Below are 15,946 nucleotides of genomic sequence, written 5' to 3'. Positions count from 1 at the left end.
TCGAAAAGCAGGCGGCAGGCCTGGTGTCAACGGGTGTTCTGCCGCAACCACTTCTTCCACGCGGCTTCGGAGCCGTTGAAGACGCTGATGTCGGCGTTTCCGGTCATGCCCGGCACGACGCCCGTTCCGGTATACTGCCAGAAGGTGAAGGGATGGCTGCCGTATTTCTGGCGCGGGTGGCCGGCGACGGAGCGCAGCCAGTAGGGGTAATTGCGGAAGCCCGATAAACCGTTATCTTCGAAGAAATCGACAGACGTGTAGATGATTGGCTTCTTGCCGTAGTATTTTTCGACGATTTCGAGGAACGTGCTCATCTCGCTGCGTACCGTGGCGGGATCGGGCCGCAGCTTGCAGGTCGGCGATTTCGGGTTCCATTCCATGTCGAGAACCGGCGGCATCGCCGAACCGTCTTTGGGCACGTTCTGGATGAACCAGCGCGCCTGGGTAGCGGCCGGCGTGCAAAAGTAGAAAAAATGATAGGCGGCACGGGGGATGCCCGAGGCCCTGGTGCGGCTCCAATGCTCGTTGAAAGCTTCATCGAAACGGTCTCCGCCTTCGGTTGCCTTGATAAAGGCGAAGGAGATGCCGCTGGCCCTGGCCGCCGGCCAGTTGATCGATGTCTGGTATTTGGAGACGTCGGTGCCGTGGACGGCGTAGCTCCACGGTGCGCCGCTGTCCCATTCATGCGGGTCGGAATCGGCAAAACGCGGCGCGCGTACCGCAACCATCGAGGCGCTGGACGACGACAGCGATGGCGTCAGATCCTCGACCGTCGAGCAGGCGCCAAGCAGCATCAGCGTGATGAGGACCGCGAAACGGCGCATCGCTACTTCCCGAGCCGGTTTCAGCCGGCCGCTGATGGGTCTTTCCGCGGGTGGCCCCTCGACCGGGCGCGGCGCGTTTGAAACCGACTTACGCGACGCGCCTGGATCTTCGTTTCATGCATTCCCAAACCGTTACGCAGTTTGGGACGCACGCATTCAAGCCCCGCCGGACGGTCACCCCACAGGATCGCCCGGTCTGTCCTAAGCGCGTCGCTTCGACGCGCTTAGCTCTTTTGTCTATGCATGTCGTTGTCCCAAAACCGCTGCGCACTTCTGGGCGACATGCACCTGTGATCGCCGATCATGGTTGATATTCGGTTGACGGCGCTCGACAAGAGCCGCGATTTTGCCGAAACAATGGCGGCAAATCGATGACATAGATCGAGCGCGCCCGGGGGAACTCAAAATGCAGATCCTTTTGAAGTTCGTCAAATGGCTGCTCGGCTTGGCTGTGCTGGCCGCCGCGGTACTCGCCGGCTGGCTGTATTTCGCGCCGCCGGAACTGATCCGCGTCGGTTCCGGCTATGCCGCCAAGATCGTCTGTTCGAACGTCTTCATCGCCGGGCGAGACGCCGACGATGTGCTTGCCGTCGATGTGCAGGCGCCGGGTCATCCGCTGCTGAAGCTGATGAGAGTGTCGGTCGACAAGGAGAAGGGAACGGTTTCGGCCGGCCTGTTCGGTGTGCTCGGCAAAAGTGTCGCGGTTGCGCGCGACGGGCTCGGCTGCGCCTCGGTTCCCGACGGCGATATTGCCGCCGCCAAGGCTGTCGCCGGAGCTGCACCGACGCCGGCGCCGCTGCCCGATCTGATCTGGCCGGAGGGCGACAAGGCCGATGCCTCGCAGGATCCCGAGGTCGCGAAAGTCCTCGACGATCCAGCAATGACCGGCGCCGGCATGCGGGCCGTCGTGGTGGTCAAGAACGGCCGCATCGTCGCTGAGCGTTATGGCGACGGCTTTTCCGAAAAGACGCCGCTATTGGGCTGGTCAATGACCAAGACCGTAAATGCGGCGATCGTCGGCACGCTGGTGAAGGAGGGCAAGCTGGCGATGACCAACCAGGGTCTGTTCGGTCCCTGGAAGGGAGATGGTCGCGCCGTGATCAGCCTCGCCGACATGATGGCGATGTCGAGCGGGCTGGAATTCAACGAGGATTATGGCGACGTCGCCGACGTAACGCGCATGCTCTATCTCGAACCGGACATGGCGGGCTTTGCCGGATCCAAGCCGCTGACCGGCGAGATCGGCAAGGTGTTTTCCTATTCGAGCGGCACGGCGGTGATGCTGTCCAGGCTGTGGCAGGACGCAATCGGCGACAAGGACAAGGCACTGGCGTGGCCGAGGACCGCGCTGTTCGATCCGCTCGGCATGCAGAGCGCTGTGCTTGAGGCCGACGAGCACGGCACCTTCGTCGGCTCGTCCTATCTCTATGCCACGGCATGCGACTGGGCGCGCTTCGGCCAGTTCCTGCTGCAGGGCGGCGTCTGGAACGGCCAGGAGATCCTGCCCGCCGGCTTCGTCGACTGGATGCGGGAACCGGCAACTGCCTCGAACGTCTACGGCAAGGGGCAATTATGGATAGAAGGACCGGGCGACGAAGAAAACCCCGGCGCCGGCACTGCCCCCGGCCTGCCCAAGGACACCTACTGGATGGAGGGGCATGACGGACAAACGGTTGCCATCATCTCCTCGGAGCAGCTGGTTGTGGTGCGGCTCGGCCTGACGCCGGCCAGGCTCGGCTACCGGCCGCAGGCGATGGTAGCGGCGCTGGTCAAGGCGCTGCATTAGGCTGTATCGATATTCAGGTGATGCCGGCCTGCAAACGGCGGTTTCCTGGGCTTCCGGTGCTCACGTACCCAAAAGTACGCTCCGCTCCGGTTCTCGGAAACCACCATTCTCGACTCGGGCTGACCTGAATCTCAACACATCCTGGCTATCGACCTGGTCCAATCACGGCGAGCCACGCATAGCCGCGATAAAGCGTTTGGAAACGGAAGCTTGCGCCAACTCTTGCAGATTCCGAATCCAGAACCGCGCGCAGCGATTGACGTGGCTCGACATGGAATTTTTTCAGCCAGCCGCGCAACAGCGCGCGGAACCAGCCGGGCAGGGCTTCCTGCTGGCCAAAATCGACTACATGCAGCGAGCCGCCAGGTGACAGGGCAGCAAGAGCCGCGGATACCGTTTTCTCCCAGCCGGGGATCATCGAGAGCGAATACGAGACAAAGACGCGGTCGAAACTTTTGACGCCGAACAGCGCTTTCGCGTCGAAATCAGTGGCGTCGCCGCGCGCCAGCGTGACGCGGCCGGAGAGGCCTTCGCGGGCAAGGGCGGCGGTGGCCGTCTCAAGCATCTCGGCCGAAATATCGAGGCCGAAGAAGCGGGCGCCGGGATAGCGGCGGGCGGCGAGGATGATGTTGCGGCCGGTGCCGCAGCCAAGCTCGAGCACGGTGCCGCCGGCCGGCACATCCAGTTCGGCGATAAGCCGGTCGCGGCCGAGCAAATAGTATTTGCGGGTCAGGTCGTAGATGTGGCGCTGCCAACGATAGACGCCGTCCATCAGCTCGGCATGGCTGGCCGGCAATTCGGTCGCGCTCATGCGCCCTGCTTCACGTAGAGATGGAAGCCGCCATAGATGGCCGAGCGGTCGCGGGCCGAAAACTCGCGCGAGGCGTCGTTCTCGTAGCGCCACTGGTCGAGCAGCGAATTCGAGACGCGGCCGGGCAGCAGGCTGGGTTCCGCTGCGGTGCGGAAGATGACGCGGGCGCCGGTGGAGGCGGTTCGGGTGATCTCGGCCCACAACCCGTTGAGCTGGTCGTCGGTCATCCAGTCCTGTGCGTCGAGCAGCACGAAGCGGTCGACGGAACCGGCATCCTTGCCGGCAAGGAACTCGATCAGATTGGCGTGGTGGATGGCGACGCGATCGACGTTGTTGCGGATCGTCTTGTAGTTGCGCTTTTCGAGATAGGCGGGCAGGGCGGCCTCGCCCGGGTTGGGGTAGCGGCGGGCAAAAGCCTGCCAGGCGAAATAGTTGGTCTTCAGCGGAAAATCGCAGGCGAGCTTTTCCAGTCGTGCCTTCAGCACGCTGGCCATGGTGCCGTCACCCGAGGTGATCAGCGAATCGTACTGGGCCGGCGGAATGCCGAGGCCGAACAGCGAAGCCTTTCGCGATGTCGCCCATTTCAGCAGCGGTTTTTCGAAGACTGGCGCCAGCTCCTCGTCGAAGAAGCGGCGCTGATCGGCGATGCTCTTGGCGTCCATGATGCCGGCCGGGTCGACGCCGAAGAATTTTGCGGTGCGATGGCCCATCGCAATGAACAGGCCAAGCAGGCCGGTCTGGTAGAAATTGCGGTCGAATACGGCGATGCGGCGACGGCCGCGCCAGTTGCGGCGCTCCCAATAATGGCGGCTGACCGGGTCGAGATGCGGCGCGATGAAGCGGTCGTAGGCCTGTGAATTGTGCCCGGTCTCAGCCGCGCCGAAGAAACGGAACAGGTCGCCCTGCGACGGCAGGTGATGGACGGCTTCGAGCTTCATGCGGTTCAGCGCAATATGCGCGGCGTTGAGGTCGACGGCGTCGATCCTTTCCGGCGACCGGGTGAGATAGGCGAGGATGTTACAGCCGCCAGACGCGATGGTGACGATACGGTGGCCCGTCCCGAGCTGCATCGCGTCCATGTCGATTTCGGGGTCTTCCCAGATCTGCGGGTAAACAAGGCCGGAGAACAGGAAGGCAAACAAGCGCTCGGAGATGCCGGCTTTCGACAGCGGGCGGTTCTGGTAGACGGCCTTGCCGACTTCCTTGCCGCGGCGAAAAACCAGTTCCCCAGAAATGTCCGTCATGGCAAGGCGATTCCCCGTTTGCTTTGCCGCAAGCGGGTAGCGCAGGGTCATGACAGGCCAGTGACAGCCTGTTGACGCGAGTTCAGGCCTTGCCAAATCCACCCGGGGTCGGCGTCGTCACGATGACCGCCTCGCCGGCGTCGAGGATGGTCTGATCGCAGGCTTTCAGCGTCTCGATCGCGCCGGTCTTGCGGCGGACCTTGGTCGAGCCGACCTCGCCATCGCCGCCTCCGTCCAGCCCCTGCGGCGGGCGGTTGCGATGCGAGGACAGGATCGCGCATTCCATCTTTTCGAGGAAGCGGATGGTGCGCTTGGTGCCGTCGCCGGCATTCCATTTGCCTTTGCCGCCGGAGCCTTCGCGGATATGAAAATCCTCGAGCAATACCGGGAAACGCAGTTCCAGCACTTCCGGATCGGTCAGGCGCGAATTGGTCATATGGGTGTGGACGCCGGAGGTGCCGGCAAAGCCGCGGCCGTCGTTCATCCGGCCGGCCGGCGAGCCCGAGCAGATCGTCTCGTAATACTGGTACTGCTTGTTGCCGAAGGTGAGGTTGTTCATCGTGCCTTGCGCATTAGCCAACGCCCCCATCGCCCCGAACAGCGCGTTGGTGACGTGCTGCGAGGTCTCGACATTGCCGGCCACGACTGCCGCGGGATAGGCGGGCTTCAGCATCGAGCCGTCCGGGATAACGATGTTGATGGGTCGCAGACATCCGGCGTTCATCGGGATGTTGTCTTCGACCATGACGCGGAACGCATAAAGCACTGCGGCTCGGGCGACTGGCTCTGGCGCATTGAAATTGTTCTTCATCACCGGCGACGTTCCGGTGAAGTCGACGGTCGCTTCGCGCTTCCGCCGGTCGACCGATATCTTCACCTTGATCATTTGGCCGGTGTCGGTCGGATATTCGTATTCGGAACTGTCGGGTAGCCGCTCCAGAACGCGGCGCACGCTTTCGGCGGCATTGTCCTGGACATGGCCCATATAGGCTTCGACCACATCGAGGCCGAAATGCGCGACCATCTTGCGCAGCTCGGCGACGCCCTTTTCGTTCGCAGCGATCTGCGCCTTGAGGTCGGCGATGTTCTGGTGCGGATTGCGCGCCGGGTAGGGGTGGTCGGTGAGCAGCGTCTCCAGGTCCTTCTCGCGGAACCGGCCGCGATCGACGATGCGGAAATTATCGAACAGCACGCCTTCCTCGTCGACGGTAGTGGCAAGCGGCGTCATCGAGCCAGGCGCGGTGCCGCCGATGTCGGCATGGTGGCCGCGCGAAGCGACGTAAAAGAGGATTTCCTCCCCCCTTGAGGGGGAGGTGCCGCCGGAGGCGGCGGAGGGGGTCGCTGCGGCAGTGCTCGACGCACTTGTGGTGCCTTCTGAGAGGACCCCACCCGGCCGCTTCGCGGCCACCCTCCCCTCGAGGGGGAGGGAAAACACCGGCGTCACCACTGTGATATCAGGCAGATGCGTGCCGCCATTGTAAGGGGCGTTGAGGGCAAAGACATCGCCGGGGTGAATGTCGCCGGAATTGAGCCGGATGATGGTCTCCACGGAGCGGTCCATGGAGCCGAGATGCACCGGCATATGCGGCGCGTTGGCGACCAGCGCGCCGTTCCGATCGAAAACGGCGCAGGAGAAATCGAGCCGCTCCTTGATGTTGACGGAATAGGCAGTGTTTTGCAGCGTTACGCCCATCTGTTCGGCGATCGACATGAACAGGTTGTTGAAGACCTCCAGCATCACTGGATCGGCTTCGGTGCCGAGTGCGGCGTGCCGGCGCTTCTTCTCGATGCGGCGCATCAGTACGTGGTTCCTGGCGGTGATTTCGGACTGCCAGCCCGGCTCGACGACAATGGTCTGGTTCGGCTCGATGATCAAAGCGGGGCCGGCGATCTTGTTGCCGGGCTTCAGCGTTTCGCGAGGGAAGATGCCGGCGTCGCGCCAGATGCCGTCGACGAAGATTTTCCGAGTCCCGGAAGGACTTGCGGCCATGTCTTCAACAACTGATTCGCTTTCGTCGCGGCCGGTGCCGCCGGTATCGGTACCTTCGACGCCGACCGATTCGACGATCATCGGCTTGTCGTCGTAGACGAAGCCGAACTGCGCCTTGTGCGCAAGTTCGAAGTCCGCCTTGGCCCGCGCGATCGAGCCGTGCCCGAAGTTCACAGGCAGTGCGGTATCGGTGCCGTCATAGCGGATCTGCATCACCGGCTTCGAGGCGACCGCGTCTTCGCTGATGCCTTGCGCGGCGAGTTCGTCGATGACGGCTTTGCCCAGCGTTGCGATGAGTTCATCGATTGCTGGCCCGGAATTGTCCGCCAGCGGCTTCAGCAGCGCCTGCTGGCGTGACGCAAATACAGAGGACAGGCCGATGCCGTATGACGACAGCAGGCCAGAGAACGGATGGATCAGCACCGCCTCCATGCCAAGCGCATCGGCGACCAGGCAAGCGTGCTGGCCGCCAGCGCCGCCGAAACAGTTCAGGAGGTATTCGGTGACATCGTAGCCGCGCTGCACCGAAATCTTCTTGATGGCGTTGGCCATGTTTTCGACGGCGATGGTGATGAACCCTTCGGCGACGGTTTCCGGCGAGCGGCCGTCGCCGATCTCGGCGGCAAGGGCCGCGAATTTTTCGCGAACCGTCTGCACGTCGAGCGGTTCGTCCTGGCCCGGTCCAAAAATAGCCGGGAAGAACTCGGGCTGCAGCTTGCCCAGCATGACATTGGCGTCGGTGACGGCCAACGGGCCGCCGCGCCTATAGGCGGCCGGGCCGGGATTGGCGCCGGCCGAATCCGGCCCGGCGCGGAAGCGGCCGGCCTCATAATGCAGGATCGAGCCGCCGCCTGCAGCAACGGTGTGGATGCGCATCATCGGCGCGCGGATGCGCACGCCGGCGACCTCGGTGTCGAAGGCGCGCTCGTAGTCGCCATCATAGTGCGCGACATCGGTGGAGGTGCCGCCCATGTCGAAGCCGATGACCTTGCCGAAACCGGCGAGTTTTGCCGTCTCGACCATGCCGACGACACCGCCGGCCGGGCCGGACAACAGCGCGTCCTTGCCTTGGAACATGTCGGCGGCGGTGAGGCCGCCCGACGACATCATGAACATGAGGCGAGGGCTTTCCCTCCCCCTTGAGGGGAGGGTGGCGGCGAAGCCGCCGGGTGGGGTCGGCTCGACTGGGTTCGACGCTCTGGCGGTGCCTTCTGAGATGACCCCCTCTGTCGGCTTCGCCGACATCTCCCCCACAAGGGGGGAGATTGGCGCGGCACCCAGTTCCTCCGCCACCTTCTGCACATACCTTGCCAGGATCGGCGACAGATAGGCGTCGACCACCGTGGTGTCGCCGCGGCCGACCAGCTTGATCAGCGGCGAGACCTCGTGACTGACGGAGACCTGCGAAAATCCGAGTTTTCTGCAGACCTTCGCAACTGCCTTTTCGTGATCGGGATGTTTCCAGGCATGCATGAAGACGATCGCGACCGCATCGATACCGTCAGCCTTGGCCTGTTCGATGGCAGGACGCACGGCGGCGATGTCGAGCAGGCGCTCGACACTGCCGTCGGCGCGAACCCTTTCGTCGATTTCGACGACACGCTCGTAGAGCTGTTCGGGAAGGATGATCTGCTTGGCAAAGATATCGGGCCTCGCCTGGTAGGCAATCCTCAGCGCATCGCGGAAGCCTTTGGTGATGAGCAGCAGCACGCGGTCGCCCTTGCGCTCGAGAAGCGCATTGGTGGCGACCGTGGTGCCCATTTTGACATCGCCGATCAGCGCGGAGGGGATTGGGGCGCCGGGCTGGACGCCGAGCAGTTCGCGAATGCCCCGGATGGCAGCGTCGGCATAGGCTTCGGGATTTTCCGAAAGGAGTTTCCTGGGATGCAGGCCGCCTTCCGGGTCCCGGCCGATGACATCGGTGAAGGTACCGCCGCGGTCGATCCAGAAATCCCATTTTGCGGTCATGGCAGCGCCTCCGGGCATTTTCATTTATGCATTCTGTTAATGCTCGACGCTTTGTACGGCCAAGCGCTTGATGTTACACGCGGAAACGCAACGTTACGAAACTCATCATGGCCTGATGCATTGTGTCCTCGATCGTCGCCGGTAACGGTGGCGTGATTAGAGGAGAGATATCATGAAGAAACTCATTCTTGCGTCGGTGTCGGCGCTTGCGTTGCTTGGCCTTGCTGCCTGCAGCAACAGCGGCACCGACAACACCACGACGCAGAGCACCAACCCGCCGGCATCCGACCAGACGATGAAGCCGGCTGCTCCTGACGCAAACAAGCCTGCCGAGCCGGCTCCGGCTCCGGCGCCTGCGCCGGCTGCCCCGGCGCAGTAGTCAATGTGACAAACCAAGAAAGGCCGGCTCACACGCCGGCCTTTCTGCTGCTTACGATATCCGCGCCTCGCGGCCGAGTGCGACGATGCTGGTAACCGCACGCGAAAAGTCCCGTCTCGCCCCTTACGTGTCGCCGAAACGACGGCACCAAGGCGCAAATCGCCAGGCTCATTGCTTGCGCGCCGCGGCTGCCCTCTGCGGATTTTCCACGGGTGAGCGCTAGCGCTCGCCGCCGCAGCAGGAATTGCGTCAAATCGATTGGGCCAGCCCCTGCGGCACTGTCTTGGCTTGATAGCGATGGGCGGTTGGCCCTATGAAGCCCTCATGTCGATTTGGGACCGCCTCGGCGACTTCGTCACACGCGTTTCATCTTCAGCGTCGTCAGGCGTCGCCGAAGTGGTCGAGGCCGTGCGCACGGTTTTCTCCGGCGATGCCGATCTGCGCCGGCGCGTCGCCTTCTCGGTGGCGATGATCGCCCTGTCGGCCAAGATGGCCAAGGCCGACGGCATCGTCACGCAAGACGAGGTGCGCGCCTTCCAGGAAATATTCGAGGTGCCGAAGGAACAGAGGCGCAATGTGGCGCGGCTCTACGATTTGGCCAAACGCGACATTGCCGGTTTCGAGACCTATGCCGAGCGGATGGCGCAGCTTTGCGGTTCGGGCCATTCGAACTGCCTGATGCTCGAGGATATACTCGACGGGCTGTTCCACATCGCCAAGGCCGACGGGCTGGTGCATGAGCGCGAGGGCCAATTCCTGCATCGCATCGCCGAGATCTTCCGCATCGATGAGGCGCATTACCAGAGCATCCTGGCGCGGCATGTCGATCTGGGTGCCGCCGATCCTTATGTCGTGCTCGGCATCGATCGTGGGAAGCCGTTCGAGGAGGTCCGCAGGCGCTACCGCAAGCTGGTCTCCGACAATCATCCGGACCGGCTGATCGCACGCGGCCTGCCGCAGGAATTCATCAAGATCGCAACGACCAGGCTGGCGGCGATCAACGCGGCCTATGAGATGATCGAGCGAGGCCTGCGGCACGCATGAGCGGCTTTCCGCCCGACGAGCCGAGCGCCGAGGTCAGGGTATCGCCGAATTTCGGACCACGGCGCAGCACGCTTAGACCCGATATGATCGTGCTGCACTACACCGGCATGGCGACCGGCGCCGGTGCCGAGGCATGGCTGTGCGATCCGGCAAGCGAGGTCTCGTCGCACTATCTGGTCCATGAGGACGGCCGCATTGTTCAGATGGTAAGGGAAAGCGACCGCGCCTGGCATGCCGGCAAGAGCTCGTGGTTCGGACAGAGCGACGTCAACTCCTGCTCGATCGGCATCGAGATCGTCAATCCGGGGCATACGCTCGGCTATCGCAACTTTCCAAAACCGCAGATCGACGCGGTGATCGGCCTGTGCGCCGGGATCATCAAGCGCCATTCCATTCCGGCGCAGCGGGTGCTCGCCCATTCCGACGTGGCACCGGGGCGCAAGGTCGATCCGGGCGAGAAATTCCCATGGAAAATCCTGTTCGCCGCCGGTGTCGGCCATGTTGTGTCGGCAGCACCGATCCGGCGTGGCGCCGTGCTGAAGCCAGGCGATACCGGCGCCGAGGTCGAGGCGCTGCAGTCGATGCTGGCGCTCTATGGCTATGGCGTCGAGATCACCGGCGCTTTCGACCGGCAGACCGAAATCGTGGTCGAGGCATTTCAGCGGCATTTCCGGCAGCGCCTGGTCGATGGCATGGCTGACGGATCGACGATCCGCACGCTGGAAAGGCTGCTCGCTTCCGCAAGGATAGCCTCTCTCAAATAGTCTTTCCCAATCTTCAAAGTTACAATCTGTTACCCAAAGTGACTTGCCTCGCCTTCTTTGGCGCCAATTCGGTCGTCAAAGGCGATCCGTACAGATTGTCGGAGCTCTATCCCCCAGATGTTCCGATGTTGATTGAGGGTATCTGCGCGAAGTTCTTTGTGCAGATCAAACAGAACAGGATCACATGCAGAAATTGACCGTTTTAACGGCAGCCATTGCTGCCGGCGTAATGACTTTTGCCTTCAGTGCAGCGAACAGCGCACCGCTGAGCCAACGGGCCGATCAGGGCTTCAGTGCCGCAGCCGGCAAAACCGCCATGCCGAAAGCAACCCGTGGTACGAAAGTAGAGAAGACCGCCACCGCAAAAGTGGAAAAAGCGGCCGCGGTAAAGACGGAAAAGCCAGCCTCCGCAAAAAAGCCAACTGCTGCGAGAAAGACAATCTCCAAACAGCATGTGAAGCGCAACCGCAAACGCATCGACCACATGGCAACGGCGTCAGTCGCTCCGAAGAGCAGGCCAGCGCCCCAGGCGGCGGTTGTCGGCGGCAGCGGACAGTATTCGGCGATCATTGCGCGTTATGCCGCCAGCTATGGCGTGCCGGTGTCGCTCGCCAATGCCGTCATCAAGATCGAGAGCAACTACCAGCCGAACCAGGTCGGCAGCGCCGGCGAGATCGGCCTGATGCAGATCAAGCCGGCGACGGCAAGGATGATGGGCTATAGCGGTTCTGTTCAGGGTCTCTACGATCCCGATACCAACATCAAATACGGCATGAAGTACCTTGCCATGGCGCGGGATCTCGGCGGCGGCACGACCTGCGGCACGATCCTGAAATACAATGCCGGCCACGCCGCCACACGGATGAACCCGGTGTCCGCAGCCTATTGCGGCAAGGTCAAGGTGCAGCTGGCAGCACTTGGAGCGCCCGCCTGACAAGCGATAACTTGCTTTTTCGTTTGCGTTTTCGGGCCTGAACCCCTTTATACGCCTTGCCAGCTGGCCGGGCGGCCGCACCCGCGAAGCCGAAAGGCTGCGGGTGAGGAAAGTCCGGGCTCCATGGAGACACGGTGCCGGTTAATGGCCGGCGGGGGCGACCCCAGGGAAAGTGCCACAGAAAGCAAACCGCCACGATCCAATCGTGGCAAGGGTGAAAGGGTGGGGTAAGAGCCCACCGCGCGACTGGCAACAGGAGCGGCACGGTAAACCCCACCGGGAGCAAGACCGAATAGGGGCGGTGCGAGGGGAAACCCTCGAGGGCTGTTTCCGGCTCACCGTCCGGGTAGGTTGCGTGAGGCGTATGGCAACATGCGCCCAAGATGAATGGCCGCCACGTTCTCGCCCCGTAAGGGGCGAGGGCCATACAGAACCCGGCTTACAGGCCAGCTGGCAGTTTCCCGAAAAAAGAAATCTCCTGATATCAGCAGGTTGCGTCTTCGGGCGCAGCCGCTGATTCACTTTTCGCCCCGGCAATCCCGCGCGACATTCCTTGAAATGGTGCGATTAAATCGTACCATTTGGATGGCAGTACTGAGGAGCACGTCATGGGCCAGGTCGATAAACGTAGCATCACGCTGTCGCCGGAACTGGCGGCGGCGGTCGACGACGTGGTCGCCGCCGGCGAATATGCCTCGGCAAGCGAGGTGATCCGCGATGCGCTGCGGCAATGGAAGGATCGGCGCGACCTGCTCGGCTACACCCTCGAGGAATTGCGCAGACTGGTGCAGGAGGGGATCGACAGCGGGCCGGGGCGGTTTGCGTCGATCGACGAAATAAAGGCCGAAGCGCGGAGACGATTGAAACCCGACAGCGCGGCATGAATTTGCTGCCCATCATCCGAACTGCACATGCAGAAGAGGATTTGATCGCGATTTGGCTTTATGTTGCGCAAGACAGCGAGGCTGCAGCGGATCGGTTGCTCGATCGGATCGTAGCCCGCTGGCAGCAAGTGGCCACTTATTCCTTCTGAGGTGCGTCGCGCGAAGACATCGCACCCGGTCTCCGTCACCTGATCATCGGCGAGTACCTCTCCTTGTATCGTGTCCGCGAAGAGGCGATCGAAATCGTTCGCGTGCTGCACGGCCGGCGCAAGATCGACGCCGGCGATCTGAATTCGTGATTGCAGATTCAGCCACCGATTGCGTCTAGCGACGCCTCGATCGCCTGCCAAAGCTCTTCCACCGGCTCGCAGCCGACCGACAGGCGAACGAAGCCGGGCGGAACGGCGTCTCCCCTTTTTGATCGCCGTTCGGCCGAGGTATGTACGCCGCCGAACGATGTCGCTGCCTGCATCAACGCGCAGTTGTTGATGAAATCCTCCGCCTTGTCCTCAGAGGCGAGCACGAACGAAATGAGAAATCCGAAGCGCTCCATCTGGGCGCGGGCAAGATTGTGCGATGGGTCGCTCTCCAGTCCCGGAAAGCGCAAGCCGCTGATCGCGCGATGGTTTTTCAGCCGTCGCGCTATCATTTCGGCGGAAGCGCACATGCGGTCGAAACGAACCTCCAGCGTTTCGAGGCCGCGATGCACCAGCCATGCCTCGAACGGCCCGGGGATAGCGCCCGACGTCTCGCGCCAGTCGGTCACCCTCGAGATAATGTCCGCGTCGCGGCTGGCGACATGGCCGAACAGCACATCGGAATGGCCGTTTGGTGCCTTGGTGTCGGCGGCAATGACGATATCGGCGCCGAGATCGAGCGGGCGCTGGCCGAAAGGCGTCATCGTCGTGTTGTCGACCACAAGCACCGCGCCCGCTTTGTGCACGGCTTCGGTGACGGCTGCGATGTCGCATATGTCCAGTCCTGGGTTGGCGGGCGTTTCGACGAACGCAAACCGATACCCGTCAAAGCCGCCGTCGAGGAAGCTCGATGTTGGCCGGACATCATAAGCGATGCCGAAGGACTTCAAGAAACGGTCTGCCAGCGCTCGCGTCGTATGATAACCGTCGGACGGCAGCAGGATACGGTCGCCGGCTTTGAGCAGGCCGAAAAATACCGCCGAGATGGCAGCCATCCCCGAGGGAAAGGCAACGCATGGGGCGTCTTCCAAATGCGCCAGCATGTGCTCGACCGCATCCCAGGTCGGATTGCTGAAGCGGCCATATTGATCGAAGCCGGTGGCGTCACCCGGCGCGTGGAAAATGGCGGCCATGGTCAGGGGCAAGGGGATCGGGTCGCCCTTGGCAAGCCTGCCGCGACGAAGATGGGGAAGTGCCGCGGCGCGCGACTTGGCTGTTTCGGACATGATTTCAAACCTCGTTACTGACCGAAAAGGAGATGCCGAGGCTATGCGCGGCAGCGATCCGCAGCAAGCCGGCTCCGGTTGGACCACACGGCTCTAAACGCTTCGTTAGGCTTAATAGAGGATAAAGACAGGAGTGCCGTCAAAGCTGCTCTCCCCAGTCGTGGCAGGCGCGTTTTGAAGACTGTTCCCGTTGACGCCCATAACACCCCATGATATCCCATTCCGATACTCAAGCCTTCGTTCCGTGTCAGGGTGAAGCGTACGCCAATCGGGCAGCCGCGGCGGCTGCGCGTTTGCCTGCGTTCGCCCGTCATAACGAGGTGGGTTTTGGACGGCGACCGGGCCGGGGCGGCGCGGACAGGAAGATGCAGAGGGGTGCGGCGGCGCAAGCGGCCGTAACGCGTAATGGACCGGTTTCTGTCGAACGCGGTGAACAGGATCGATGCGAAGGGACGGGTGTCCGTGCCGGCGCATTTCCGTGCCGTTGTGCAGAAACGCGGCTATTCGGAACTTTATGCGCTACGCTGCCTGGATCGCCCGGCGATGGATGTCGGTGGGCTCGACCTGCTCGATCGCTACGAGCAGCGTATCGCCCAGGAAGACCCGTTCCTGCAGACGGCGGACGACATGTCGTTCTTCTGCCATGGCGATGGAACGTTTCTGAAGCTCGACCAGGACGGCCGTATCACGATGAGCGATTTCATTCGCGAGCATACCGGCATTTCAGCGGAGGTGGCCTTCGTTGGCCGCGGCAATTTCTTTCAGATCTGGGAGCCGGGACGGCTCAGCGCCTATGGGACGGAAGCACGCGCCCGGCTTTTGCAGCTTCGGCAGGGGACGAAGCCCGGGGAGCGGCCGGAATGATGGCGGGCGACGGCGATGAAGTTCATGCCGTTGGCGGACCAGCCCGTCACATTCCGGTCCTCCTTGCCGAAGTTCTAGAGGCGCTGGCGCCGACAAAAGGCGAGGTGATCGTCGACGGCACGTTCGGTGCCGGCGGCTACACGAAGGCCATTCTGGCAAGCGGAGCCTCGGTCGTCGCTATCGACCGCGACCCGGATGCGATCGCGGCGGGGCGGGCGCTTGAACAGCAGTCCGGCGGCAAGCTCAGGCTTGTCCAGGCACCGTTCTCGACGCTCGACGAGCAGGTTGAAAGTGCCGATGGCGTCGTGCTCGACATCGGCATCTCCTCCATGCAGATCGACCAGCCGGAGCGCGGCTTTTCGTTCCGGGCCGATGGACCGCTCGACATGCGCATGGCGCAGGCGGGCCTGAGCGCCGGCGACGTCGTCAATACCTTCAAGGTGGGCGATCTTGCCCGCATCTTCGGTTTTCTCGGCGAGGAACGCCATGCCGGGCGCATCGCCCGCATGATCGAGAGCCGTCGCGAAAAACGCCCCTTCGAGCGCACGCTCGACCTTGCCGATGCCATCGAGACGCATATCGGTCGCGCGCCAAAAGACAAGATCCATCCGGCCACCCGCGTTTTCCAGGCGCTGCGCATCTTCGTCAATGACGAACTCGGCGAACTGGCCAAGGCACTGTTTGCCGCCGAGCGCGTGCTGAAACCGGGCGGCCGGCTTGCCGTGGTGACCTTCCATTCGCTCGAGGACCGCATCGTCAAGCGCTTCATCGCCGACAGAGCCGATTCAGCGACCGGATCGCGGCATCTGCCCGAGGCCCAGGCGCGCACCGCCACCTTCACCAAGAAGGGCGGCGGCGTGACGCCTGGCGATGCCGAGATATCGGCAAATCCGCGGGCGCGCTCGGCAAGGCTGCGCGCTGCGATCCGTACAGAGGCGCCGGCCCGTGCCGGCGATTTTTCGATTTTCGGCCTGCCAAAACTGCCTGGCCCAAAGCTTCCCGGCGCCGATCGACCGGGAGAGAGGTGAGCA

15 protein-coding genes and 1 other RNA gene are annotated in these 15,946 nt (G+C 62.8%); 11 read left to right on the top strand and 5 right to left on the bottom strand.

What is annotated here, in order from left to right:
- Positions 1-26: 26 nt before the first annotated feature.
- A complete protein-coding gene (locus tag NKJ40_RS05390) occupies positions 27-824 on the bottom strand; it encodes a glycoside hydrolase family 25 protein (RefSeq protein WP_023676787.1) in 798 nt (265 codons plus the stop codon).
- 406 nt (positions 825-1,230) lie between these two features.
- Between NKJ40_RS05390 and NKJ40_RS05385 the strand changes: the two genes are divergently transcribed.
- Positions 1,231-2,610 (top strand): serine hydrolase domain-containing protein, encoded by a 1,380-nt coding sequence (locus NKJ40_RS05385; protein ID WP_352465169.1) that lies wholly within the window; start codon positions 1,231-1,233, stop codon positions 2,608-2,610.
- Positions 2,611-2,755: 145 nt separating this feature from the next.
- Here NKJ40_RS05385 and NKJ40_RS05380 read toward each other — a convergent pair whose 3' ends face one another.
- Genes NKJ40_RS05380 through NKJ40_RS05370 form a run of 3 tightly spaced genes read right to left on the bottom strand, consistent with a single transcriptional unit; the run spans position 2,756 to position 8,623 of the window.
- On the bottom strand, positions 2,756-3,421 hold the full coding sequence (locus tag NKJ40_RS05380) for a class I SAM-dependent methyltransferase (RefSeq protein WP_352465167.1): 666 nt from the start codon (positions 3,419-3,421) through the stop codon (positions 2,756-2,758).
- Complete coding sequence (locus NKJ40_RS05375) at positions 3,418-4,716, bottom strand: BtaA family protein (RefSeq protein ID WP_352465165.1); 1,299 nt, start codon at positions 4,714-4,716, stop codon at positions 3,418-3,420. The genes NKJ40_RS05380 and NKJ40_RS05375 overlap by 4 nt, the downstream gene beginning before the upstream one ends.
- 31 nt (positions 4,717-4,747) lie before the next feature.
- On the bottom strand, positions 4,748-8,623 hold the full coding sequence (locus NKJ40_RS05370) for a hydantoinase B/oxoprolinase family protein (RefSeq protein WP_352465163.1): 3,876 nt from the start codon (positions 8,621-8,623) through the stop codon (positions 4,748-4,750).
- Between the two features lie 172 nt (positions 8,624-8,795).
- Between NKJ40_RS05370 and NKJ40_RS05365 the strand changes: the two genes are divergently transcribed.
- The 8 genes from NKJ40_RS05365 to NKJ40_RS05330 all read left to right on the top strand — a co-directional run bounded on the left by NKJ40_RS05365 (position 8,796) and on the right by NKJ40_RS05330 (position 12,927).
- Complete coding sequence (locus NKJ40_RS05365; RefSeq protein WP_023676780.1) at positions 8,796-9,002, top strand: hypothetical protein; 207 nt, start codon at positions 8,796-8,798, stop codon at positions 9,000-9,002.
- A gap of 324 nt (positions 9,003-9,326) precedes the next feature.
- Positions 9,327-10,046 carry a TerB family tellurite resistance protein gene (locus NKJ40_RS05360; protein WP_352465161.1) on the top strand — a complete coding sequence of 240 codons (720 nt, stop codon included), beginning with the start codon at positions 9,327-9,329 and terminating at the stop codon, positions 10,044-10,046.
- Positions 10,043-10,810 (top strand): N-acetylmuramoyl-L-alanine amidase, encoded by a 768-nt coding sequence (locus NKJ40_RS05355; RefSeq protein WP_352465160.1) that lies wholly within the window; start codon positions 10,043-10,045, stop codon positions 10,808-10,810. Before NKJ40_RS05360 ends, NKJ40_RS05355 begins: the two co-directional genes overlap by 4 nt.
- Before the next feature lie 184 nt (positions 10,811-10,994).
- Positions 10,995-11,744, top strand: coding sequence for a lytic transglycosylase domain-containing protein (locus NKJ40_RS05350; protein ID WP_352465158.1), 750 nt, complete (start codon positions 10,995-10,997; stop codon positions 11,742-11,744).
- Positions 11,745-11,803: 59 nt separating this feature from the next.
- Positions 11,804-12,202: RNase P RNA component class A (rnpB, locus tag NKJ40_RS05345), an RNA gene on the top strand.
- 150 nt (positions 12,203-12,352) lie between these two features.
- On the top strand, positions 12,353-12,628 hold the full coding sequence (locus NKJ40_RS05340; RefSeq protein ID WP_352465156.1) for a type II toxin-antitoxin system ParD family antitoxin: 276 nt from the start codon (positions 12,353-12,355) through the stop codon (positions 12,626-12,628).
- Positions 12,625-12,777 (top strand): type II toxin-antitoxin system RelE/ParE family toxin, encoded by a 153-nt coding sequence (locus NKJ40_RS05335; RefSeq protein ID WP_352465155.1) that lies wholly within the window; start codon positions 12,625-12,627, stop codon positions 12,775-12,777. Before NKJ40_RS05340 ends, NKJ40_RS05335 begins: the two co-directional genes overlap by 4 nt.
- Positions 12,778-12,795: 18 nt before the next feature.
- The gene (locus tag NKJ40_RS05330; RefSeq protein ID WP_352465370.1) at positions 12,796-12,927 is read left to right on the top strand and encodes a type II toxin-antitoxin system RelE/ParE family toxin; all 132 of its coding nucleotides are present in this window, start codon (positions 12,796-12,798) and stop codon (positions 12,925-12,927) included.
- A gap of 8 nt (positions 12,928-12,935) precedes the next feature.
- On the opposite strand, the gene NKJ40_RS05325 is transcribed toward NKJ40_RS05330, so the two are convergent.
- Positions 12,936-14,051, bottom strand: a complete 1,116-nt coding sequence (locus NKJ40_RS05325; RefSeq protein ID WP_352465154.1) for a cystathionine gamma-lyase — start codon at positions 14,049-14,051, stop codon at positions 12,936-12,938.
- A gap of 405 nt (positions 14,052-14,456) precedes the next feature.
- Here NKJ40_RS05325 and mraZ point away from each other — a divergent pair, with 405 nt between their 5' ends.
- Both mraZ and rsmH read left to right on the top strand, forming a co-directional pair.
- On the top strand, positions 14,457-14,915 hold the full coding sequence (gene mraZ, locus NKJ40_RS05320) for a division/cell wall cluster transcriptional repressor MraZ (protein ID WP_254818997.1): 459 nt from the start codon (positions 14,457-14,459) through the stop codon (positions 14,913-14,915).
- The gene (gene rsmH, locus NKJ40_RS05315) at positions 14,912-15,943 is read left to right on the top strand and encodes a 16S rRNA (cytosine(1402)-N(4))-methyltransferase RsmH (RefSeq protein ID WP_352465153.1); all 1,032 of its coding nucleotides are present in this window, start codon (positions 14,912-14,914) and stop codon (positions 15,941-15,943) included. Before mraZ ends, rsmH begins: the two co-directional genes overlap by 4 nt.
- Positions 15,944-15,946 lie beyond the last annotated feature (3 nt).

Origin of the sequence: Mesorhizobium sp. M0119, from assembly GCF_040322615.1 — a bacterium.
GTDB lineage: Bacteria > Pseudomonadota > Alphaproteobacteria > Rhizobiales > Rhizobiaceae > Mesorhizobium.
Note: the sequence above shows the minus strand (reverse complement) of the source record. Positions and strands in the feature narration are given on the sequence as shown.